The organism is Pseudoduganella sp. R-34 (assembly GCF_049904655.1).
GTDB lineage: Bacteria > Pseudomonadota > Gammaproteobacteria > Burkholderiales > Burkholderiaceae_D > Rugamonas.
Genome location: NZ_CP184572.1, coordinates 2,774,351 through 2,796,967, shown reverse-complemented (window position 1 = coordinate 2,796,967; position 22,617 = coordinate 2,774,351). Strand labels below are relative to the sequence as shown.

General features: G+C 63.8%; 24 protein-coding genes. 9 read left to right on the top strand and 15 right to left on the bottom strand.

All coding sequences use genetic code 11. The features are described from left to right. Positions 1-3 precede the first annotated feature (3 nt). The 4 genes from ACN9MW_RS12965 to ACN9MW_RS12950 all read left to right on the top strand — a co-directional run bounded on the left by ACN9MW_RS12965 (position 4) and on the right by ACN9MW_RS12950 (position 2,741). A complete protein-coding gene (locus ACN9MW_RS12965) occupies positions 4-849 on the top strand; it encodes a PhnE/PtxC family ABC transporter permease (RefSeq protein WP_426171248.1) in 846 nt (281 codons plus the stop codon). Then, on the top strand, positions 846-1,634 hold the full coding sequence (gene phnE / locus ACN9MW_RS12960; protein ID WP_426171246.1) for a phosphonate ABC transporter, permease protein PhnE: 789 nt from the start codon (positions 846-848) through the stop codon (positions 1,632-1,634). The genes ACN9MW_RS12965 and phnE overlap by 4 nt, the downstream gene beginning before the upstream one ends. Positions 1,635-1,637: 3 nt before the next feature. Next, a complete protein-coding gene (locus ACN9MW_RS12955) occupies positions 1,638-2,318 on the top strand; it encodes an ABC transporter ATP-binding protein (RefSeq protein ID WP_426171245.1) in 681 nt (226 codons plus the stop codon). Between the two features lie 135 nt (positions 2,319-2,453). Next, a complete protein-coding gene (locus ACN9MW_RS12950; RefSeq protein WP_055934583.1) occupies positions 2,454-2,741 on the top strand; it encodes a hypothetical protein in 288 nt (95 codons plus the stop codon). Positions 2,742-2,808: 67 nt separating this feature from the next. On the opposite strand, the gene ACN9MW_RS12945 is transcribed toward ACN9MW_RS12950, so the two are convergent. From ACN9MW_RS12945 to ACN9MW_RS12915, 7 genes are all read right to left on the bottom strand, one after another. Beyond that, the gene (locus ACN9MW_RS12945) at positions 2,809-3,360 is read right to left on the bottom strand and encodes a TetR/AcrR family transcriptional regulator (protein WP_426171243.1); all 552 of its coding nucleotides are present in this window, start codon (positions 3,358-3,360) and stop codon (positions 2,809-2,811) included. Positions 3,361-3,362: 2 nt separating this feature from the next. After that, complete coding sequence (locus ACN9MW_RS12940) at positions 3,363-3,833, bottom strand: DUF1348 family protein (RefSeq protein WP_426171241.1); 471 nt, start codon at positions 3,831-3,833, stop codon at positions 3,363-3,365. A 71-nt stretch (positions 3,834-3,904) separates the two neighbouring features. Next, positions 3,905-4,660, bottom strand: a complete 756-nt coding sequence (locus tag ACN9MW_RS12935) for a GNAT family N-acetyltransferase (RefSeq protein ID WP_426171239.1) — start codon at positions 4,658-4,660, stop codon at positions 3,905-3,907. Between the two features lie 83 nt (positions 4,661-4,743). Next, positions 4,744-5,256, bottom strand: a complete 513-nt coding sequence (locus ACN9MW_RS12930) for a hypothetical protein (RefSeq protein ID WP_426171237.1) — start codon at positions 5,254-5,256, stop codon at positions 4,744-4,746. Positions 5,257-5,298: 42 nt separating this feature from the next. Then, on the bottom strand, positions 5,299-6,753 hold the full coding sequence (locus tag ACN9MW_RS12925) for a Ppx/GppA phosphatase family protein (RefSeq protein WP_426172189.1): 1,455 nt from the start codon (positions 6,751-6,753) through the stop codon (positions 5,299-5,301). 65 nt (positions 6,754-6,818) lie between these two features. Continuing rightward, positions 6,819-7,988: a GGDEF domain-containing protein gene (locus ACN9MW_RS12920; RefSeq protein WP_426171236.1), complete on the bottom strand. Its 1,170-nt coding sequence runs from the start codon at positions 7,986-7,988 to the stop codon at positions 6,819-6,821. A 21-nt stretch (positions 7,989-8,009) separates the two neighbouring features. Next, on the bottom strand, positions 8,010-8,285 hold the full coding sequence (locus ACN9MW_RS12915; RefSeq protein WP_426171234.1) for a hypothetical protein: 276 nt from the start codon (positions 8,283-8,285) through the stop codon (positions 8,010-8,012). Between the two features lie 154 nt (positions 8,286-8,439). Here ACN9MW_RS12915 and ACN9MW_RS12910 point away from each other — a divergent pair, with 154 nt between their 5' ends. From ACN9MW_RS12910 to ACN9MW_RS12900, 3 genes are all read left to right on the top strand, one after another. Then, on the top strand, positions 8,440-9,213 hold the full coding sequence (locus ACN9MW_RS12910; RefSeq protein ID WP_426171232.1) for a transferase spermidine synthase: 774 nt from the start codon (positions 8,440-8,442) through the stop codon (positions 9,211-9,213). 61 nt (positions 9,214-9,274) lie between these two features. Next, a complete protein-coding gene (locus ACN9MW_RS12905; RefSeq protein ID WP_426171230.1) occupies positions 9,275-12,145 on the top strand; it encodes a bifunctional diguanylate cyclase/phosphodiesterase in 2,871 nt (956 codons plus the stop codon). A 19-nt stretch (positions 12,146-12,164) separates the two neighbouring features. Continuing rightward, positions 12,165-12,356: a hypothetical protein gene (locus tag ACN9MW_RS12900; protein ID WP_426171229.1), complete on the top strand. Its 192-nt coding sequence runs from the start codon at positions 12,165-12,167 to the stop codon at positions 12,354-12,356. Between the two features lie 60 nt (positions 12,357-12,416). Here ACN9MW_RS12900 and ACN9MW_RS12895 read toward each other — a convergent pair whose 3' ends face one another. From ACN9MW_RS12895 to ACN9MW_RS12885, 3 genes are read right to left on the bottom strand one after another with little or no spacing between them, the layout of a single operon-like run. Next, entirely contained in the window at positions 12,417-12,899 is a 483-nt protein-coding gene (locus ACN9MW_RS12895) for an acyl-CoA thioesterase (RefSeq protein ID WP_426171228.1), read from the bottom strand. Between the two features lie 28 nt (positions 12,900-12,927). Next, complete coding sequence (locus ACN9MW_RS12890) at positions 12,928-14,085, bottom strand: PAS domain-containing protein (protein WP_426171226.1); 1,158 nt, start codon at positions 14,083-14,085, stop codon at positions 12,928-12,930. After that, entirely contained in the window at positions 14,082-15,557 is a 1,476-nt protein-coding gene (locus ACN9MW_RS12885; RefSeq protein WP_426171225.1) for a CheR family methyltransferase, read from the bottom strand. The genes ACN9MW_RS12890 and ACN9MW_RS12885 overlap by 4 nt, the downstream gene beginning before the upstream one ends. Positions 15,558-15,655: 98 nt before the next feature. On the opposite strand from ACN9MW_RS12885, the gene ACN9MW_RS12880 reads away from it, so the two are divergent. After that, positions 15,656-16,972, top strand: coding sequence for a M16 family metallopeptidase (locus ACN9MW_RS12880; RefSeq protein WP_426171224.1), 1,317 nt, complete (start codon positions 15,656-15,658; stop codon positions 16,970-16,972). Between the two features lie 3 nt (positions 16,973-16,975). Continuing rightward, entirely contained in the window at positions 16,976-18,358 is a 1,383-nt protein-coding gene (locus ACN9MW_RS12875; RefSeq protein ID WP_426171222.1) for a M16 family metallopeptidase, read from the top strand. An 85-nt stretch (positions 18,359-18,443) separates the two neighbouring features. On the opposite strand, the gene ACN9MW_RS12870 is transcribed toward ACN9MW_RS12875, so the two are convergent. Genes ACN9MW_RS12870 through ACN9MW_RS12850 form a run of 5 tightly spaced genes read right to left on the bottom strand, consistent with a single transcriptional unit; the run spans position 18,444 to position 22,613 of the window. Then, the gene (locus ACN9MW_RS12870; RefSeq protein ID WP_426171220.1) at positions 18,444-19,559 is read right to left on the bottom strand and encodes a hypothetical protein; all 1,116 of its coding nucleotides are present in this window, start codon (positions 19,557-19,559) and stop codon (positions 18,444-18,446) included. Continuing rightward, complete coding sequence (locus tag ACN9MW_RS12865) at positions 19,556-20,266, bottom strand: outer membrane lipoprotein-sorting protein (protein WP_426171219.1); 711 nt, start codon at positions 20,264-20,266, stop codon at positions 19,556-19,558. The genes ACN9MW_RS12870 and ACN9MW_RS12865 overlap by 4 nt, the downstream gene beginning before the upstream one ends. 3 nt (positions 20,267-20,269) lie before the next feature. After that, positions 20,270-21,499, bottom strand: a complete 1,230-nt coding sequence (locus ACN9MW_RS12860; RefSeq protein WP_426171218.1) for an ABC transporter permease — start codon at positions 21,497-21,499, stop codon at positions 20,270-20,272. Further along, entirely contained in the window at positions 21,496-22,170 is a 675-nt protein-coding gene (locus ACN9MW_RS12855) for an ABC transporter ATP-binding protein (RefSeq protein WP_426171217.1), read from the bottom strand. Before ACN9MW_RS12855 ends, ACN9MW_RS12860 begins: the two co-directional genes overlap by 4 nt. Then, a complete protein-coding gene (locus ACN9MW_RS12850; protein ID WP_426172187.1) occupies positions 22,170-22,613 on the bottom strand; it encodes a DUF2141 domain-containing protein in 444 nt (147 codons plus the stop codon). Before ACN9MW_RS12850 ends, ACN9MW_RS12855 begins: the two co-directional genes overlap by 1 nt. Positions 22,614-22,617: the final 4 nt, after the last annotated feature.

Here is a 22,617-nt window from a genome sequence, read left to right as displayed (position 1 = left end):
GCGATGCATAACGTTCCTGCCGTTCCCCTTTCGCCCCACCATCCCGATCCAGCGTGGCGCCAGCGCCTGGCGGCTATTGCTGTCGGCATCGTGCTGCTCTGGCCGCTGGTGGTGGCGACAGAGTTCTACCCGTGGACGCTGTTCGACCTGCAAAGCCTGCAGGCCACCTGGCGCTTCCTGTCCGATTTCCTGAAGCCGGCGCATGACGCGGAATTCCTTGCCATGGTGGCGCGCGAAGCATGGAAGACGGTGGCCATTGCCACCTGTGGCCTGACGCTCGCGCTGCTCGGCGCGATCCCTGCAACGCTGATCGTCACCGAGCGCTTGTCGATCTCGCGCATCGGCACCGGCCGTATCGCTGCTTTCCCGCGCGCCGCGCGCCAGCTGGTGCGCTGGCTGCTGGTCCTGCTGCGCAGCGTGCCGGAGCTGGTGTGGGCGCTGCTGTTCGTGCGCATCTTCAGCCTGGGGCCGACCGCCGGCGTGCTGGCCATCGCCTTGACCTATGCCGGCATGCTGGGCAAGGTGTACGCCGAAATCCTGGAATCGACCGACCATCACGCCAGCGAAGTCCTGCTGCAAAACGGCAGCGGGCGGCTGGCAGCCCTGCTGTACGGTGCACTGCCGGAGGCGGCTTCCGAACTCGTTTCCTATACGGTTTATCGCTGGGAGTGCGCGATTCGCGGCTCGGTGATCATGGGTTTTGTCGGCGCTGGCGGCCTGGGGCAGCGCATGGACGAATCGACCAAGATGCTGGCCGGCGGTGAAGTGGCCACCATGCTGATCGTGTTCGTGCTGCTGGTTGCCGCGGCCGACCTGGTTTCCAAGTTCCTGCGCAGGAGGCTGGGATGAGCCATATGCCCGCACCGCCTGCACGCAACTGGTCCGGCTGGCTGTTTGCCGCCGCGCTCATGGCGCTGGTCATCGCCAGCTTCGCCACGCTGTCGCTCAAGCTGGGCGACCTGTTCACCATTGAAGCCATGCGCAGCATGGGCGAATTCCTGGCCGGCTTCGCCCCGCCGGAGATGGCCAGCGGCTTCCTGCGCAAGACCGGCATCGCGACCATGGAAACGCTGGCCATGTCGGCGCTCGGCACCTTGCTGGCGGTTGCTGGCGGGCTGTTGCTGGCAATTCCCGGCGCTGGGCGCTTTGGGCGTGCGCCGCGTGCGCTGGTGCGCGGCATGCTGAACGTACTGCGTTCCATCCCGGAACTGGTGTGGGCGTCGATCCTGCTCGTGGCGGCGGGCCTTGGGCCATTCGCCGGCACCATGGCGCTGGCCGCGCACACCGCCGGCGTATTGGGCCGCCTGTTCGCCGATGCGCTGGAAAATGCCCCGCCGCTGCCGGAACAAAGCCTGCGCCTGAACGGCGCCAGCCCGATGGCGGCCTTCTTCTACGCTACGCTGCCGCAAACCTTGCCGCAGATGCTGTCCTACACGCTCTATCGGTGGGAGAACAATATCCGCGCCGCCGCAGTGCTGGGCGTGGTGGGCGCCGGCGGCCTGGGGCAGATGCTCAAGTATCACCTGTCGCTGTTCCAGATGGAACGCGCCGCCACCGTGATCCTGGCCATGCTGCTGCTGGTGGCCGTGGTCGATGCCCTGAGTTTTGCGCTGCGCCGTTCCCTGACCCGCTAAATCATGCTCCAGTTAAAGAACCTGACCAAGAGTTACTCGAACGAACGGCGCGTCCTCGATCGCCTGAGCTGGACTTTCGAGCCCGGCGAATTCGTCGCCATCATGGGCGACTCCGGCGTCGGCAAATCAACGTTGCTGAACCTGATCGCCGGCCTTGACCAGCCCGACCCCAGCGAAGAGCCGGCGATCGTCGTCGATGGCACGCCCCTCGCATCGCTCGACGACGACGCCGCCACGCGCCTGCGCCGGGCGCGCATGGGTTTCATCTTCCAGGCTTTCCATGTGCTGCCCCACCTGACCTTGCAGCAAAACGTGGCCCTGCCACTGCTGCTGAACGGCATGCCGCAAGGGCGCGAGCTCGAGATGCTCGACGCCGTTGGCCTCGGCGGCCGCGGCCACGACTACCCCCATCAACTTTCCGGCGGTGAAATGCAACGGGTTGCCATAGCTCGTGCCCTGGTGCACCGCCCGGCCCTGGTGCTGGCGGACGAACCGACCGGCAACCTCGACCCAGACACGGCAAATTCCATACTGCAACTGTTGCACCAGGAACTTAAATCCAGCGGCGCAACGACCATCATGGTGACGCATTCGCCGGCCGCCGCTGCGCGCGCCGACAAAGTTCTGCGCCTCACTAAAAATGGACTCAAAGTTACAACAGTCGTCAACCCTGCCACGCAATAAAACTCATTATTTTTCTCACAAATTCTTGGCTTTTTTGGTAAGCGGAGTATTATTTAATTAACTTGCTTCGTTATCAATACAAGATGCAAGCCTGCTTTTTCTATCCACGTAGTTAACAACGTCAAGGAGGAGCAAATGAGCGTCAGGCAGAAGAAACTCGAACTAATCGAGGCAATGAACAGGGCGCGCGCGCTGGAGCCATCCAGTTTCGTACCAAATAAACTGCTCGACACGCTAATCGAGAAGATGCACCTGAAGAATGATGCGGAACTCTGCAGGGTGCTGGAAGTGCAACCGCCTATTATCAGCAAGATCCGTCACCGCAAGCTCGCAGTCGGGGCCACCATCCTGCTGCGCATGCATGAGAAATCCGAGCTCTCTATCCGTGAGCTCAAAGAGCTGTCGAATGCCTCAGTACACTGAGCTCGGTTCACACTGAGATAGATGCCAGGCGCCGGCATCGCATTCACCGGCGCCATTTCAGGCTGTTCTACAGCCTTTCCCGCAAGCGCTTCAACGCCGCCCTAAACGTCGCCGGCCTGTTGAACGCGCGAGCCAGCACCAGCGCCCCCTGTATGCCGCCCACGACTTCTTCCGCCAGCGCCGTGGCCTCTTTGCCTTTACGCCCGCTGCGCACCAGCGCTGCCGCCAGCGCCTCGATCCACTCTTCGAAGTAGTCGCGCACAGCTTCGGCAAAGCGGTCGCGCTCATTGCCAAGCGCGAACACGCCCACCAGGCACACACGTTGTCCGGACAGGAAATAGCGCTCCACCTCCGCAAACATGGCGGCGATGCCCTGCCCTGCATCTGCGCTCTCGCGCAGCGGTTCGAAGACGTGCAGGCGGAACCACTGGTCGATTTCCTCCAGCACGGCCGCGGCCATCTCGTCCTTCCCACCTGGGAAGAAGTGATAGATGCTGCCCTTGCCCAGCTTCGTCCCCTCGGTGATGCGGGACAGGCTGGAGCCTTCAAAGCCATAGGTGCGGAACACTTCCGCCACCAGGGGGATGACGTCTTCCCGTTCTGCGACAACGCGTGCCATGCTTACAGCCCCAACTCGCTCAGGCCGGGGTGGTCGTCAGGCCTCGGCCCGCTGCGATCCCAGAAGAACTTGCGTTCTTCAGGCTTGATCGGGTGCTCGTTGATGCTGGCGTGGCGGTGGTGCATCAAGCCGTTTTCGTCGAACTCCCAGTTTTCATTGCCGTAGGCGCGGTACCACTGGCCCGAGTCGTCATGGTATTCGTAGGCAAAGCGCACGCCGATGCGATTGCCGTCATGGGCCCACAATTCCTTGATCAGGCGGTAATCCAGTTCGCGCGCCCACTTGCGTTTCAGCAGGGCGACAATGGCGGCGCGGCCTTGCGCGAACTCGCTGCGATTGCGCCACCAGCTGTCTTCCGTATAGGCGAGGGAGACTTTTTCGGGGTCGCGGGTATTCCAGCCGTTTTCGGCCAGGCGGACTTTTTCGATGGCGCTTTCGCGGGTGAAGGGTGGTACAGGTGGGCGGACCGACATGGTTTTATCCTTTCAAATGTACCGATCGGATCACAATTTACCGATCGGTACAGAAAGAATAGCACGTTTTCTCAAACGTTGTAGTGGCGGGCGTAGCGGCCGTCCAGGTTCGCCAGCGGCATCATCACGAACAGGTCGGCGCTTTCGAAATCAGGGTCCCAGGCCGGTGCGCCGCAAATCCAGGCGCCGGAGCGCAGGTAGCCTTTCAGCAGGGCCGGCACCTGGGCCGCACGTGCCGACTCCACCTTCTCCACCGGGAAAGGCAGGTGCGGCGTGACGCGGTATTCCATTGGCGCCATGTGCTTCTCGCGCAGTTGCTGGTACACGGCAACTGCATTGTGGCCGCCGTCGGCCAGGCTGATGCTGGCGCAGCCGATCAGGTATTCGCACTGGTGGCGGCGCATGTATTCGGCCAGGCCGGACCACAGCAGCATGATCACGCTGCCGCCACGGTAATCCGGGTGGATGCAGGCGCGGCCAGCTTCCACGATGCGGCTGCGCAGGTGCTTCAGGCGACCGAGGTCGAACTCGTTTTCGGAGTAGTGGCGGCCCAGTTTGCGGGCGCCGGCGGGGTTCAGCAGGCGGTAGGTGCCTACTACTTTCAGGGTGGCGGTGTCGCGCACGATCAGGTGGTCGCAGGCGGCGTCGAATTCGTCGCAATCCAGGCCATCCGGCGTCGCCAGGGCGGTCAGGCCCTGGTTTTCGATGAAGACTTTATAGCGCAGGCGTTGGACTTCGCGCACCTCTTCCGGGGTGGCTGCCATGCTCAATGCCAGTCGTGGGGTGGAAACCCGCTGTTCGGCGGTAGCAATCGTCGTAGTTTGCATGCTTCGTCCTTTCTGTAGTGACGAAGCCAGTTTGCTGCGCTATTGCTGCACGAACATGACAACTCCATGTCAGTAATATGACATCAAGCCTTCTTCGGACGGCCGGTCTTCAGCTGCGGCAGGGAGGCCAGGACTTCCCTGAGCGTGGCCATGTCCAGGCGGCTGATCAGGGCGACGCCAATGCGCAACAGCTCGGATTTTTTGACTTCCACGCCGTTTTTCAGGCAGGTCTTCTTGACCTGGCCCAGCACCGCGTATTCAGATTCCGGCATGGTGAAGCTGTCGCGCACCAGTTTTTCCTTGTGCTGCTTGGCTGGTTTTTCGGCCTTGGCTACTTTGGCCGGCTTGGCGGCTGGCGCCGGGGCTGGAGCGGGCTTGACGGCGGCTGCGCGCTTCACGGCAGGCTTGGCGGCAGCCTTCGCGGCCGGTTTGGCGGCGGCGGGCTTGGTTGCCGCCGGCCTGGTTGCAGCCTTGACTGGCGCCGGCTTGGCGGCTGCGGCGGCCTTCGCGGCGGCTGGCGCGCGCTTGGCGGCGGGTTTGGCCGTGGTCCTGGTTGCCGGCTTGGCGGCAGGGGCTTTCGCTTTGGTTGCGTTCATGGATACTCCATTATTGAATAATATAAACAGTATATACGATTATTACGCAACGGTACGAACACTGAAGTCAACCCCGATTTCATCCCAGAACTCCTGCTCCTTCTCCATCCAGTAGGACAGGGTCGGATGGCTGGTAACGCAGTCGCGCTTCAATTCCAGGTCGATGCGGTTCTTCATGCGCAAGCGCACGGCGCGATCGTCGACCTCGATGCGGCAGTGCATGAACACGATGGCCAGGCGCAAAGCCACGACCGCCTTGGCGAAATCGCTGTCGGCCAGGTGCTCGCTGACCTTGCGCAGATTGCCCTTCTGGGCCAGGACCAGGCGCCCCATCAGCTTTTGCTCGCGGGTGGTGAAGCCCGGCAAGTCGGCGTTCTCGATCATGTAGGCCGAATGCTTGTGGTAGCCGGTCTGCGATACCACCAGCCCTACTTCGTGCAACTGGGCGCCCCAGGACAGGTGGCGCAGCAAGGCGTCGCTGGCGGGCTTCATCTGCTGGAAGAGGATGGTTGCCGCCTCCGACACGCGAACGCCGCGTTCCGATTCGATATGGAAGCGCGCCAGGAATTCGCCCACCGATTCGTCGCGCCGGTCGCGGCGGGTCGAGCGCAGGTACAGGTCCCACATCACCCCCATGCGCAGGCCGGCATCGATCGGCTCCAGTTTTTCGATGCCCAGCTCCTGCACCACCGCAATCAGGATTGCCAGCCCGCCGATGACGGTGCTGGCGCGGTCCGGCCGCAGGCCCGGCATGTCGATCTTCGACACCTGGCCGATTTCAATGAAGCGCTTGCGCACTGCATTCAGGGCGGCCAGGGTGATGCCCTCGCCCAGTTTGTTCTTTTCGATGATCTCGCCGATGGCGCGGATGGTGCCGGAGGAGCCATAGGCCCGCTTCCAGTACTCCGGATGATAAGGCGGTGCGCCATCCTCGAAATGCGAGCGCGCCGACAGCACGGCTGCTTCGAAGGAGCGCGCATCGACGCGGCCGCCGACGAAGAAGGACAGGCTCTGCTTGACGCTGCCCACGCTGAACGACTCCACGCGTTCGATATCGAGCCCGCGGCCGAGAATGAGTTCGGTCGAACCGCCGCCGATGTCCACCACCAGCCGGCTCTCGTTCGGCTGGCCCAGCGCATTGGCCACGCCCATGTAGATCAGCCGCCCCTCCTCCTCGCCGGAAATGATCTCGATCGGGTAGCCGATGGCCTGCTCCAGCTGCGGCAGGAAATCCGCTGCATTGCGCGCCTGGCGCAAGATGGCGGTGGCAACCACGCGCACGCCGTCGAACTGGTAGGCGGCCAGCGCCACGCGGAAATTCTTCAGGCAGATCAGCGCCCGCTGCAGGGCTTCGTCGGTGAGGTTGCCGGCGGCATCCAGGCCGGCGGCAAGGCGGATCGGTTCGCGCATGCTGTTAAGCACGCGGATCTTGCCTCCATCGTGCTGGCCGATGGAGAGTCGAAAACTGTTGGAGCCCAGGTCCACTGCGGCGTACATCGAGGAATCCATTTATATCGTTTATAACGAAAATGGTAGCACAGTACGCCGCCAGTGTTACGCTGTCATGACAATGCCTCCAGGGATTGCGGCTCCGGCGGCTGCGCCACCTGGTTTTCGCCGCGCAGTTTCGCCGCCTGCAATGCTTCGTCGGCGCGCTTGAACAGGCTGACCGTGCTGTCGTCGGCACGGATGGTGGTGACGCCCATGCTGGCGGTCAGCTTGATAATCGCACGTTCGGTCTTTACCGGCGTCGCCTCGATGGCGCGGCGGATGCGTTCGGCCACCATCATGGCGGCTTCCTGCTCCGTGCGCGGCAGCTGGATGGCGAATTCGGCGCCGCCCAGGCGGCCCATCAGGTCCGAATCGCGCAATTGCTTCTTGCAGGTCTCCACCATGGATTTCAGGGCAACATCGCCCGCAGCATGGCCATAGCTGTCGTTGACGCGCTTGAACTGGTCCAGCGCCAGGATGATCATGGCAGTCGGCTGGCCGGGACGGCGCGCCAGCGCCATCCACGGCGCCAGCGCCTGGTAGAAGCCGCGCCGGTTCGGCACGTCCGTCAGGGCATCGGTGGTTTCCAGGCGGGCCAGGTCCATCTGCAGCTTTTCGCGCGACAGCAGCAGGTAGCCGAAAGCGTTCACCAGCATCATCAGGTAGAAGCCGCCGAAGCCGAACAGCTGCATCGCGTTGGCGCTGATCCAGGACAGGCCTTCAGGGTAAGCCGCCGCCAGCAGGCCGCGCCCGACGATCACCAGCGCCAGCACGAACATGGCGACCACCAGGTAGCGGCGCAGCATGCTGCCGCCGCGCCAAGCGCGCGCCAGCGCCAGCACGCCGGCAAGGAAGAAGAAACCGACGAACAGCGAACCCACGGAAATGCGGATCGCCGGCGAGGTATCCAGGATGTGGAAAGCCAGCAGCGTGCCGACAGCGAGCGACAGCGCAGGGTACAGGATGTTGCGCCAGCGCGGACGGCCCACGCCTTCCCACAGGGCGCCGGCATCGAGCGCGAAGCCCGCCAGCAGCAGCGCATTGGCCAGCGGCCCGGCCAGCAGCTCCGGCACCACGCCACGGAAATACAGCAGGATCCAGCCCACGGCCTGGCACTGCTTCGCGATGGCCCAGGTGGACAGGGTCAGCGACTTCTTGTTCTCATACTCGAAGAAAAACAGCGCTGCACACAGGCTGAGATTGCCCAGCGCCAGGGCGAGAACCAGGGTTTTGATATCCATTGCTTGGCGGACGGGCCGCGATCAGACTTCGTGTTCGACGTTGCTGCTGCCGTCGCCGATCTTGCTGGCCCAGGCTTTGGAAAAGAACTCTTTTTCGTCTTCGGTCGGCGCGTCGTGCCAGAACACGATCAGCGTGCCTTTATGGTCATGCAGCTGGCTGACCTTTTCGATGAACTGCTGCTTGCCGGCGTGGTCGGCCAGTGCGGCCACGTAACCATACACGCGGGTCAGGCGCTCGATGCGATCCGGCTCGGTAAAACTGTTGGTCGCTGTAATGGTTGGATGGTCTAAGAACATTTATCGTCTCCAAGCTGCCTATGTTGGCAATGTACCTATAAAAGTTGCCGATGTAAACGCGAGCGCCCAAACGCAGTGCTCATCCGGTACACTGGGGAGGAAACCGGAGCCCGGCAGCTTAGCAGATCATCACGGCTCGTAACAAGTTGACAAAATGACTTCCATCCCCGACCACCACCGTCCCCTGGTTCGCCACCGGCGCGGTCGCTTGTCGCTGGAATTCACGCCCGGCGAAGTGCAAAGCCAGATGGATCCGGCCGATCCTGACGCGCTGGTGCTGGCCTACGCCCGGGCCATGATGTGCTTTGTCCTGTTCAAGCCCAACCCGGAGCATATCGTGATGGTGGGCCTGGGCGGCGGCTCGCTGGCCAAATTCTGCCATCGTTACCTGCCCCGCACCCGCATTACCGTGCTCGAATTGCGCGCCGACGTCATCGCCCTGCGCGAACGCTTTGCCATCCCGCCGGACAGCGAGCGCTTCCGCGTCATCCATTGCGATGCCGCCAGCTACATGAAGGAATTGAAGGACAGCGCCGACGTGCTGCTGGTGGACGGCTTCGATGCCGACGGCTTGCCGAATGCCCTGGCGAGCGAGCACTTCTACGCCGACTGCCGGCGCGCCCTGCGGCCGGACGGCGTGCTGGCGGCCAATGTGTTCAGCTATGACCCCAAGTACCGCAGCGTGCTGGTGCGCCTGTCCAATGCCTTCCATGACCGCATCTGCCAGTTCACTGGCATCGCCGGCAACAACCACATCCTGTTTGCGATTCGTCCAGGACGCGCGCCCGGTGCGCCGGCCAGCACCATGCAGCGCCGCGTGGCCGCCTGGGGCAGCCCGACGCCCGGGCTTGGCTTTGGCCTGGCCAATCGACTGTTGGCAATTTACACCGTTGCCCGCCTGCGCAAGGGAGATTTGACGGGAAATTAATGGGTATTGCCCCAAAGCCATGAGAATTGTGACAAACTACATTTTTTATGCAAGGGACACCATGGCAGGTCGGCGCAGGAGACTATCGCACTACGGTGCAGCCGCACTCACGCTCGGCGCAGGCCTGGCGGCCACTGCCGTTCTTTTCGTCTCCGTCAGCGCCCTGGAATTCGGCAAGATGGAACTGGGCTTCCAGCAGCGCGCCAATGCCCGCATGACCGCCATCGAGCGCGGACTGGCCGATGCCGAAGAAGTACTGAATGTCATCAATGAACTGTTCCGCACCGTGCAACCGGTCAGCCGTGAACAATTCCACACCTTCTCGGCACCGCTGCTGCAGCGCTACCCTTTCATCCAGGCCTTCAACTACCACCGTGTGCTGACGCAAGCCGAGCGCCCGGATTTCGAAGCCTCCATGCAAGCGCGCTTCCCCGGCTTCCGGATCACCGAGCTTTCTGCCGAAGGCAAGACCGTGCCCGCTCCGGAACGGCCTTATTACAACGTGGTTGAATACCTGGAGCCGATGCGCGGCAACGAGCCTGCACTGGGCCTGAATACCGGCAACAACGTGCATGTGCGCGGCGCCATCGACCGCATCCTGCACAACGGCCGCCCCTCCGCCACCGAGCAGCTGCAACTGGCACAGGACCCGGCCCAGCACAACAGCTTCATCATGATCATGCCGGTGTACCGCCCCGGCATGCCGACCGGCACTCGCGACGAGCGCCATGCGGCCTGGGTTGGCGATACGGCAGCCGTGATCCGCACGCCGCACCTGGTGCATACCATCCTGCAGCAGAACGGCTTGCTGGACGACGCAAGCCTGGGCCTGAGCGTGTACGCCGGCGACCCGTCTGAAAACGGCACCCTGGTCTACCGCCACGGCCCGTTGCCGGCGGACCGCAAGCAGCACTGGCTGCATCGCTGGCTGGACTTCGATTACCACGGCAGCGAAATGCGCAGCTTCGATGTGCTGGGCCGCACCTGGCACATCCGCAGCGACGACTTGCCGCGCCCCTTCCTGGCCGACCATCTCGGCTCGCTCGGCACCTTGCTTGGCGGCCTGCTGTTCAGCGCCCTGGGGGCGGCTTTCGTGCACACCCTGGTGCAACGCTCGCGCCGCGTGCAATGGCTGGTCGATGCCCGCACCGCCGACCTGCAGCGCTCCAACCAGCGCCTGGCCGAAGACGTCGCTTCGCGCAAGCGCACCGAACGCGCGCTGCAGGAATCCGAGCACCGCTTCCGCCGCCTGCTGGCACTGTCCTCCGACTGGTACTGGGAACAGGACACGCAGTTCCGCTTCACCCATATCACCGGCGGCTTCTTCGAAAAAGGCCATGTGGCGAAGGAGAATTTCCTCGGCCGCACCCGTTGGGAATGCACGCCGGAGCTGTACACCAGCAGCGCCGGCCGCGACCACATCAACAAGGTACAGGCCCGGCTGCCCTTCTCCAATTTCGAGTACGCCATCGTCGGCCATGACGGCGCGACGCGCTGGTTCAACACCAGCGGCGAGCCGGTGTACGACGCACAGGGCGAATTCAAAGGGTACCGCGGCACCGGCAGCGAGATCACGGAGCGCAAGGAAGCCGAGCAGCGCATCCAGCACATCGCCCACCACGACGTGCTGACCGGCCTGCCCAACCGCGTACTGCTGCAAGACCGCCTGCAGCAAGCCATCGCCTATGCCAACCGCAGCGGCCTGCCGATGTGGGTCGTGCTGATCGACCTGGACCGCTTCAAGTTCGTCAACGACAGCCTGGGACACAAGGCCGGCGACCAGCTGCTGCAGACCGTGGCGAGCCGCCTGCAATCGAGCGTGCGCGAGAGCGATACCGTGGCGCGCCTGTCGGGCGACGAATTCGTGGCGATCCTGAGCCAGTACCCGGACGAGCAACTGTCGCCGGCCATCATCGACCGGGTGATGAAGGCCCTGGCGCAGCCGGTGCTCCTGGAAGGCAAGGAATTCTTCGTCACCTGCTCCATCGGCGTGGCGGTCTACGATGCCGGCGGCACGCCGGCGCAGAACCTGATCGAGCACGCCGACATCGCGATGTACTCGGCCAAGAAGCTGGGCCGCAACACCTACCAGTTCTACCAGCCGGCAATGAACGACGAGGCACAAGAGCGCCTGCGCATCGAGAGCGCCCTGCGCAATGCCCTGGAGCGCGATGAATTCGTGCTGCATTACCAGCCGCAGGTGGACCTGGCCTCCGGCGCGATCGTCGGCATGGAAGCCCTGCTGCGCTGGCAGCATCCGGAACTGGGCATGGTGCCGCCGGCACGCTTCATCAGCCTGGCCGAGGAAACCGGCCTGATCGTGCCGATCGGCGCCTGGGTGCTGCGCACGGCCTGCCAGCAGGCGCGTACGCTGCGCGATGCCGGCTTCAGGGACTTGCGCATGGCGGTCAACCTGTCGGCGCGCCAGTTCGCGCAGCCGGAGCTGGTGTCCACCATCGCCGCTGCGCTGGAGCAATCCGGCCTGCCGCCTTCCGCGCTGGAACTGGAACTGACCGAAAGCCTGTTCATGCACGACGTGGCGCAAGGCGTGAACCTGCTGCACGAACTGAAATCACTGGGCGTGGCGCTGTCGATCGACGATTTCGGCACCGGCTATTCCAGCCTGTCCTACCTGCGCAATTTCCCGATCGACGTGCTGAAGATCGACCGTTCCTTCGTCAACGACATCGCCACCGACGCCGACGATGCGGCCATCGTGGTGTCGGTGATCGCCCTGGCGCACAACCTTGAGTTGCGCGTGATTGCGGAAGGGGTAGAATCTGAAGAGCAGCTTGAGTTCCTGCGCCGCCATGGCTGCGACGAGATCCAGGGTTTTTATTTCAGCCGTCCTGTGGACGCATCGGCCATGCGCCAGATGTTGCAGGAAGGCAAGCACCTAGCCAGCGCGGCGCCCCGCCGACTGCGAGCCTGAGGAGATTAGGAGAGTGGACATGAACAGCGTAGACCTGCACCGGCAGCAAGTGCGCACCGACCACCGGACGCGCGACATCATCAACCAGGCCGTCGCCGCCCTGCCCGAAGTGGGCTTGCGCCGCGCCGCCGAATTCCTGTTCGCGATGGGCGTGCCGCAGCCGATTGCGCTGCGCACGCTGGTCTACCCGACCCACCGCCGCGCGCTCTAGGCCAGATTGGACGGGTCTGACCCAAGGGCCAGACCCGCCTGGTTTTACTGTCGCTTTTAATTAAGCCTGTTTGGCCGCGCCCGCCACTTGCTGGCGCGCGGCCTTGCGCAGCTTTGCCTTTTCCCAGCGCGCGATCTGTTCCGGCGTCTGCGGCACCAGCGGCGGCACCGCCTGCGGCTTGCGGTCCTGGCTCACCGCCACCATCGTGAAGTAGCAGCTGTTCGCATGGCGCACCAGGCGCTTCTGGATGTCTTCCGCCACGACGCGGATGCCCACTTCCATCGAACTGGTGCCGGTGTAGTTGACCGAGGCCAGGAAAGTGACCAGTTCACCGACATGGATAGGCTGCAGGAACATCACCTGGTCCACCGACAGCGTCACCACATAGCTGCCCGAATAGCGGCTGGCGCAGGCATAGGCCACGCCGTCCAGCAGCTTGAGGATGGCGCCGCCGTGCACATTCCCAGAGAAGTTTGCCATGTCAGGCGTCATCAAGACCGTCATCGACAGCTCGTGCGCCGACCAGTGCATCGTATTTTCCATCGCTATTGCCACGGGTAGTTATAGATGGCTATATGCTACCCGATGGCGCGAGCATGCGCTCATCGATGTCGATGATGCAGCCAGTCCATTTGCGCACGTTGCCCTGCTCGTCCAGCAAAGGGTTGGCCAGCACGCTGGCCCGGCTCCAGCCGCCGCCGGCATCTTCCAGCCGGACTTCGGCTTCGCGGCTGCCGCCAGTGCGCACCGCCTCGCGCCACATGGCCAGGGCGCGGGCTCGGTCATCGGGATGGATAGCCGCGAGCCAGGCTTCGCCATCCTTGCCGCTGGCATCGGCCTCCCAGCACACTTTGGCGATCCCGCGCAGCAAGTCGCGCAGGCGGGTTTCGCTGGCGCACAAGGCGGCCTGCGAACGGGCACGCTCGAATTCAACACCGATGCGGGCCACCGCCTCGGAAAACAAGGTAATGTCCGTCGCGCTCCATTCGCGCGCAGCCGCCTGGCAGGCAAGGAAGAAGCCCAGCCACTGCTCACCCTTGCGGCAGGCGGTCGCCAGCAAGGCGCCGCGCCCCCCGGCCAGTTCGGCCAGGCCGCCGGCGCTGGCGCGCGACAGGTCCACCTCCACCGCTGTCTCGCCGGCGCGCCAGCAGGCCAGTGCCTGCTGCCCCAGCGCCTCCACCTCGCCCTCGCCGTGCAGCGCTGGCACGCCGGCCGCGTGGCCCGGCAGCACGGCATAGCGACCGGACTGGATCCTGGCGAAGGCCAGCTGCGGCACCGCTAGCCGTTCGCCCAGCAAGCGGCAGCCCAGCGCCAGCACCTGCATCGGGTCCGACTGGGGACGCAGGATGTCGCCCAGCTGCAGCAGGAATTCCTGGTCGCTGGCCAGGGCGCGCGCCACATCCTCGGCCGCGCGGCGGCGGCTGATGTCGAAGAAAGTCATTACTGCGCCGGCGATGACGTCTTCCCCGGTGCGGTAAGGCCGCATCCGCACAATGTAGTGATTGCCGTCGGTCGCGGCCACTTCCCGCTCCAGCGGCTGCAGGTTGCCAAAAGTGGCGGGCACGTCCTCCTTGAGCTGGGGATAATCGAGGCGATTCGTAATGTCCAGCAGGCTGCGCCCCACGTCGCGTGGGATCAGGCTGAAGATGCCGGCAGCGCGCGGGTTGTGCTGCAAAGGCGGTAACGGCGGTTCGACAGCGGCAAGCACCTCGCCGCCTGGTTCCGTCACCGGCGCGAGTTTCTTGATGACGCCCGCGCGGTATATCCGGTGCGTGCGGTCAAGCGGTGAAAACAGTTCCGGCACGCCCCCGCCGTTTCAGCACTGCCGAGAAAGAGCATGCCGCCGCGGCCCAGGCTGAAGTGGAAACGCTGCAGCACATGCCTCTGCATCGCACGGTCGAGATAGATCATGAAGTTGCGGCAGCTCACCAAGTCAAGGTCGGAAAACGGCGGATCGCGCAGCAGGTTATGGCTGGCGAAGGTGATCAGTTCGCGCAAGGGCTGGCGCACGCGGTATTGCTTGCCGGAGCGTACAAAATAGCGCTCCAGGCTCTCCTGCGGCACCTCGTCCTGGATCGTTGCCGGATACAGGCCGGCACGCGCCACACCCAGCGCCTGTTCATCGATATCGGAAGCAAAAATGTGGATGCGCGGCGGATCGCTCATATTGCGCGCCGCGTCAGCCAGCAGCATGGCCAAGGAATACGCCTCCTGTCCGGTCGAACAGGCAGCAGCCCAGGCCCGGAACTCGCCTTTGGTGCGCGCCTCCAGCACGGCCGGCTGCACCGTCTCGCGCAATTTCTCAAATGCCTGCCGGTCGCGGAAGAAACCGGTCACGCCAATCAGCAGGTCTTTCATCAGCCTGCGCGCTTCGTCGCCATCATTGGCCATCAGCGTGCGATAGGCCGCCACATTGTGCACCCCATGCAGATGCAGGCGCCGTTCCAGGCGGCGCTGGATGGTCGGCCGCTTGTAATGGCGGAAATCGTGCCCGGTGTGCCGGTGCACCATCTCCAGCACTTCCTGCAAGGCTTGCGCCTCGGCTTCCGCTTCCGTGCCGTCGCCAACCAGTACGGGGCTGACAGCGGCATTGCACAGCATTAGCAGGCGCGCCGCGATATCGTTGGCCGGCAGGATGATGTCGGCCTGGCTGGCCTTGATGGCCGCCTGCGGCAAGGTGCCGAACTGCGCGTCCTGCGGCAACTGGACGATGGTGCTGCCGCCCTGCTCGCGCAAGGCCGCCAGCCCGCCGCAACCGTCGTGCCCCATGCCCGACAGCAGCACACCAACAGCGCGCTGGCGGTGCGACAAGGCCAATGAATGGAAAAAATAATCGATGGCGCCCAGCGTCGTATGCCCGGCGTTGGCTTCATCGATGAAAAGGTAGCGGTCTTCCACCTTCAGCAGCGTGCCGGGCGCAATGACGTAGATGTGGTTGACCAGCACCTCGGTCGGGTGCTGCGTCACCTGCGACACCGGCAGCTTGCTGAAGCGCTGCAAGGCTTCGGCGCACTGGCTCGGATGGTCCGGCAACAGATGCATGATGACCACGATGGAAAAACCCGGTTGCGCCGGCAGGCCTGGGAGCAAACGTTCCAGCGCCGCCAAGCCACCCGCCGACGCACCAATCCCGACTAGCGGAAAGGTGACGCTGGCCATGCCCATCTCAGCCTTCAGTGTATTCGGCGCATTCATCGGCATCTCAGCTCCTGGCCCATTCTAGCCCTTCCTGAAAAAATGGCATTTCCCCTATGGATCTAGTACTCTTTCGGCAACTCTGTCATGAAAAGGAAACCCAGATGAGGTTGAAAATGCTGGCAACGGTGCTGGCCTGCGCGGCCGCCTCGCACGCCCAGGCCGCACTGACGGCCGACCAGGTCAAGACCTTCACGCTCAAGAACGGCATGAAGTTCATCGTGCTGGAAAGCTCGAGCATTCCGAATGCGACCATGTACACTTACTTCAAGGTCGGTTCGCGCAATGAAGCGCCGGGCATTACCGGCCTGTCGCACTTCTTCGAGCACATGATGTTCAACGGCTCGAAGCACTACGGGCCGAAAATGTTCGACCGCACCATGGAAGCCCATGGCGGCTCCAACAACGCCTATACCAACAGCGACGTGACCGTATACCAGGACTGGTTCCCCGCCTCTTCGCTGGAGACCATCTTCAAGCTGGAAAGCGACCGCATTGGCCACCTCTCGATCGATCCGAAGATGGTGGACAGCGAACGCGGTGTCGTGCTGTCCGAGCGCAGCACCGGCCTGGAAAACTCCAATGTGCAGATGCTGATGCAAGACCTGGACAGCGTCGCCTTCGTGGCCCACCCCTATGCGATTCCCACCATCGGCTGGGAATCGGATATCAAGGCCTGGACCCAGAAGGACCTGGAGAACTACTTCCGCACCTACTATGCGCCGAACAATGCGGTGTCCGTGATCGTCGGCGACGTGAAGGCGGACGAAGTGAAAAAGCTGGCCACCAAATACCTGGGCAGCATTCCGCAACGCGCAGCGCCGCCCGCCGTGCGCACCGTGGAGCCGGAACAGAAAGGCGAACGCCGCCTGTTTGTCGCCAAGCCGTCCGCGACTTCGGCCAACCTGATCGTGGCCTACAAAGTGCCGCAGCGGGCTTCCGCCGACACCTACGCGCTGGACGTGCTGCAATCCGTGCTCACCGAAGGCAAGACGTCGCGCCTGTACAAAGCCCTGGTGGAAACCCAGCTGGCAACCAGCGTCGGCGCCAACAGCAGCGACGGATTCGACCCCGGCCTGCTGTACATCATGACAGTGGCCGCCGCCGGCGTCGAACCGTCCAGGATCGAGAAGGCGATGCTGGAAGCGATCGACAAGGTCGTGAAGGAAGGCGTGAGCGAGGAAGAACTGCAAAAGGTGAAGAATTCCCGCCTGCTGGGCATCTACCGCCTGCAGGAAACCATCAACGGCAAGGCGCAGTTGCTGGGCAATTACGAAGTCTTCAACGGCGACTACAGGAAAGCCTTCGACGCCCCTGCCGCCTACGAAAAGCTGACGACCGCCGACATCCAGGCCGCCGCGGCCAAGTACCTGAAAAAATCGCAGCGCACCATCGGCGTGCTGGCCGCGAAGGAGGACTGATTGATGAAGAAACTGATTTCCATCGCGCTCATCGGCGCAATTGCCGCTTCCGCACAAGGCGCCGAATTCAAGCTGCCCGCGTTTGAAACCGCCAGGCTGCCAAACGGCCTGACCGTCTACCTGATGGAACGCCACGACGTGCCGCTGGTCGCCGTGCGCGCCGTGGTGAAGGCTGGCGCCGTCAACGACGGCACGCAGGCCGGCCTGGCCAACCTGACCGGCGACGGCGTGCTGCTCGGCTCCACCAGGCATGGCAAGGCCGAAATCGACCAGGCCTTCGACTTCCGCGGTGCCGTCCTGGCAGGTGGCGGCAGCGTCGAGCAATCGACCATCGCCGCCAACTTCGCCCGCAAAGACACCGATACCCTGCTGCCGCTGTTCGCAGAACTGGTGCAGGAGCCAAGCTTCGATGCCGCGGAACTGGACAAGCTGCGTGCGCGCAAGGTCGACGGCTTGAAACAGGCCAAGGAAAGCCCGCGCATGGTGGCCGGCAACTATTACCGCGCCATGCTGTTCGGTCATGCGCCCTACGCCAATCCCCCCTCGGGCACAGTCAACAGCCTGGCGGGGTTGAAGCAGGACGACGTGAAAGCCTTCCACAAGCGCTACTTCCGCCCGGACAACGCAGCGCTGGTGGTGGTCGGCGATTTCGATCCGGCAGAGATGCGCAGGAAAGTCGAAACACTGTTCGGCCAATGGAAAGCCGAAGGCCCCGCCCCGCAACACGCCGATTACGGAGCGGTGAAAGCGGACAAGGCACGCGTCTGGGTGGTGGACAAGTCCGATGCGATCGAGACCACGTTCCTGATCGGCGGCGCCGGCATTGCGCGCAACGACCCCGACTACGTGCCGCTGCAAGTGCTGAACACCGTGCTGGGCGGCCGTTTCACTTCATGGCTCAACGACGAACTGCGCGTGAACTCCGGGCTGACCTACGGCGCCAATTCCGGCTTCAACACGCTGTCGCAAACCGGGACGTTCTCGATCTCCAGCTTCACCGCACTGCCGACGACGGAAGCCGCGCTGGACCTGGCGCTGAAAACCTACGACCGTTTGTGGAGCAAAGGCATCGACAAGGCGACGCTGGATTCCGCCAAGGCCTACGTGAAAGGCCAGTTCCCGCCGCGCTATGAGACCAGCGAACAGCTGGCATCGCTGCTCGGCGACATGTATGCCAACGACGTAGGCCGCAGCCAGATCGACAACTTCATGAAAGACGTCGACAGCCTGACGCCCGAGCGCGCCAGGCAATTGATAGACAAACATTTCCCGCGCAAAAACCTGCAGATGGTACTGATAGGCAAAGCATCCGAGATCGGCAAGATCGCCGCCAAATACGGCGAGGTCAGCAACCTCGACATCACCGCCGACGGCTTCCAACCATAATAAAAGTCGGGGTCAGGTCTGGCAATCCGCCACAAAACGCACGTTCGTGCGTTTTGTGGCGGATTGCCAGACCTGACCCCGACTTTCAAAATGCATGGCGTAACCGTAGTGCCAGCGTTTCCTTTACCGGCGAGAGCGCTCGCTCGCTGCCGTTCTTTCCTTGCTGGCGCATCGCTGACAACATCAGGTGCGTGCGTGCGCTGAAGGCATAGTCGACCTGGCCGTGCCACACCCTGCTGCTGTCATCCAGTCCCAGGTACATTCCACCGCCGGCATCCCAGGCGCCTGCTGCTTTCGATATCGTGAGGCTGGCGTAGTGCTGCCTTGCGCCCAGGCTGGGCAGGCGGCTCGCCAGTGTTGCCAGCACATAGGGCGGCAGGCTTGATTGCGCTTGCTGTTGGAGTACTTCGAATTCGCCGTCCGGCATGCCCCGGCCATTGTAGGCGTATTCAAGTTGCAGCTTCGGCAGGGCCGCGGGTGTCAGCACCAGGCCTGCGGTGGCGCGGGTGTAGCGGGCCGCACCGCCGGCGCGGTAGGCGGAGGCGTACCAGGATAGGGCATCGGCCGGCGCGGCACTGATGGTGGCGCCGATGCCGGCATGTTCGCCATGTGCGCGGCGCAGCACCATGCCGGCGCTGATGGCGTCGAATTCGTAGCCGAATTTGAGGATGGTTTGCACGCGGCCGCCTGCTTCGCGGGCGTGCAGGGCCGCTGCACTGGCGCGCGCGCCGCTCCAGGAGAGGACGGCCATCGGGATGCCTTCGGAATTGCCGAGCGTGTCCAGCGGGTCGCTCAGGTCCGTGCGCTTTTGCAGGAAGCCTAGCGGCTGGTTGATGTACGAGGGATCCAGTGCATACAGGCGTTTGCCGAGCGAGAGCGAAGCGCCTGCGCCAAGGTCGAACACGCGGTTCAGTTCCTGCAGCACCGCCTTGCCGCGCGTGCCGTCAAGATCTGTACGCAGTGCTTCGGTGCGCAGGCGCCATGTGAAGTCCTGCTGGCGCCCCTCGAATAATGCGACGGCTCGCGTGCCGCTGCCTGCAATGCCGAGGAAGTTGTCGCGATTCAGCGGCGTGTTCTGCAAGATCGTGCGCTCTTGCGCACCCAGAACGAAGCCGCCGGTCCAGTCTTCGCCGGCCGAGGCGTCGCCTGGAGCGGCGGCAGCGACGGCCGCCGCCAGCGGCAGGCATTGCAGGCGCTTCATTGCTCCAGCGTGCGCGGGTTGAACATATTGGCGGGGAATTCAGCCGCCCTCACCTTTTCAAACACCACCCTCGTCTCCCCGCCGGGCTGTTGCGGGTCGGCATAGCGCGTGGTCGGCGGCAGGCCGCCATGCGCTGCATCGAAAGTGGCGATCTTCAGCAGCTTGCCGCTGGCGACGTAGAGCATTGCCTTGAGCGGCACATAACGCCCGTCCTGCCTTGCGGCCAGCAGCTTGATCCTGGCATAGGTGGCGGCTTCGTTGCGGCTGCGCAGTTCGAGCGCGATGCAGGACTTCGCCGGGCAACCCTCGGTCTCGCCTTCCAGCACGGTAGCGTCGTAATCATGGCTGAAGCGGATGCGCGACAGGTCGCCGATATTTGCCTTGCCGAGCAGTGTTTGCAAGGGGGTCAGGCGAATGGCGCGCCGCGTACGTGGCGCATAGAAAAACAGTCCGCTGTCCGTAGTCAGGAACTTCTGGCCCCGCTGGTCGACGCTGGTCGCTTCCACCAGCACCTGGTTGTAATTGGCGCCCCGGATCACATAGGTGCCTGGCTCCTGGCCGTCGCCGGCTTCGATGCGCACGTTCGCTTCAAAGCTGTTGACGGGCATCCGGTACTGGTCTACCTGTTGCAGGATTTCGGTGGCGCCCGGCGGCGATGCTTGTGCCGCACCGGCGTACACCATCAGGATCAGGAATCGTTTCAGCATGGTCTAGTTGGAAGTCAGGATGGCTTTCACCGGCATGCGGCCGATGCGGCGACTGGTCAGCCAGGCTGCCGCCATCGCAAGCAGCGGCAATACCAGCACGATCACCAGGCTTGGCTGGAACAGCCATAGCAGGTGCAGGGGCACGCCGACGTTGCGGCCGGGCGGCGGCGCCAGTTCGATGGCGGCGGCGTTGATCGCCAACGTGGCAAGCCATGCAGCCGTGCCGCCGGCCAGAGCGCCGAAGGCGCCTTGCAGCAGGCCTTCGAACATGAACAGGCGGCGCACCATCGCTTGCGGAATGCCCATTGCGCGCAGCGTGCCGATCTCCTTGCCGCGCTCATAGATGGTGGCCAGGGTCATCGCTGCCACGCCAAGGAAGACGATCAGGCCGATGATGGCGCCGAAGACGATGAACTGGTTGCGGAACAGGGCCATCACCTGCGGATAGAGCGGCGCCAGTTCCTGCCAGCGCTGAAGGCGTACCTTGCCGCCGATTGCCTGTGCGATGGCGGCCGATTGCGCATCGGCGATGGCCGTGTCCTGGTAGAGCACGGAGAGGTGGGAGATCTTCCTGGTGCGCAGCAGCTCCTGCGCGGTCTCGATCGGAATCTGCAGCGCATACAGGTCGCGCTCCGGAATGCCTGTGGCGAGCAGGCCCGCGACTTCGACATCCATCGCGTTCACACTGCCCTGCACCGTCGTGGTCATCAGCGTCAGCGATTGTCCGGGGCGAACGCCTAGGCGGCGCGCCATTTCCCGGCCAACCAGGACCTGGTAGCGCCCCTCGTCGCCGGCGCGCAGCGGTGCGCCTTGCGCCAGCAACTGGAAAGTGCCAAATGCCTGCAGTTCGCGCACCGGGTCCACGCCCTGGGCTTCGAAGGTGAGCGTGCGCGGTCCGTTCGATACCAGGCCGCTGAATTGCAGGCGCGGGGCGACGCGCCGCACGCCGTCCATTTTCCCCAGTAGCCCCTCGATGCGGCTACGCTCGGCATCGTCCAGCCCATACTGGAGCTGCTGTTCCACGTAGCCGTCAGCAGGCGGGAGTGCGCTGACCTGGGCGTGTCCCAGGCCTCCGCGGATGGTGCTTTCGCGCAGGCCATCGAGCGAGGCGGCAATGTAAGCGGCGAACAGCAGCAAGGCCAGGGTACCGATGGCGATGGTCCCGCCGAGCAGCAGCGAGCGGCGTCCGTTGCGCAGCACGTTGCGATGGGCGAGCACCAGCCATTGCGTCATGCCGCCACCTTGCCGTCTTCCAGGCGCAGCACCTGGCCGGCCATGTCCATCACGCGCTGGTCGTGGGTGGCGATGATGAAGGTCGTGCCGAGGTCGCGGTGGAGGCGATCGACCAGCTCCAGCATCTGTTGCGCGGTCTTGCTGTCCAGGTTCCCGGTGGGTTCGTCGGCAATCACCAGCTTGGGGCGATTGACCAGGGCGCGCGCAATGGCAACGCGTTGCTGCTGGCCGCCGGACAGTTGTCCCGGGGTGTGGCCGAGGCGGTGCTCCATGCCGACCAGGGACAGGGCTTCGGCTGCCGCCTTGCGCCGTTCCCGCTTTGGCAAGGCGCACGTGGCCAGCGCCAGTTCCACATTCTCCTGCGCAGTCAGGGTGCCAACCAGGTTGAAATTCTGGAATACGAAACCGAGCTTGCGGTTGCGGAAGGTGTCCAGCTCATGGTCCGGCAAGGCATCCAGCGCAGCACCGTCAAGGTGGATGCTGCCGCTGTCCGGCCGTTCGAAGCGCGCCAGCATGCCGAGCAAGGTAGTCTTGCCGCTGCCGGAGGGACCGGCAATGGCCACGACCGAAGGCTCGCCGACCTGGAAGGAAACGCTGTCCAGCGCGGCGATCCTTTCTTCGCCGCGCCGGTAATGCTTGCTGACCTGCCTGACGTCGACAATGGGCGCCATCAATACACCATGTCCAGTGCAATATCGTTGGCGCCGGACGTGATGTCGATGCGGGCGTCGTCGAAGGCCGGCGGGCCGTAATGGCCGCGTGCGTTGCGGGAGAAGCCCCAGCCTTCCAGCGGCATGCCGTTGGCGGACTTGTCCAGCTTTCCGTTGGCATTTTCATCGTGGTAGACCATCACGGCGTAGCTGCCGGGCGCCACGCCGGGGAATCTCAGCACATTGCCTGCGATGGCTGGCTGCACTGCGAAGTACTGGCAGGTCTTCAGGAAGGAATCCTTGTTGCAGATGGCGCCCATCAACGCGCCCTTCTGCCCTGCGACGCCGCCCAGGGTTACGTTCACCGTTGCCGTGCCGGAGGCCGAGGGCTGGCGGTTGCCGAAGGCATAGGCGGCAGCGGCAGCGGCCAGTGCCAGCACGCCGGCGATCATCAGGATATTCATCTTC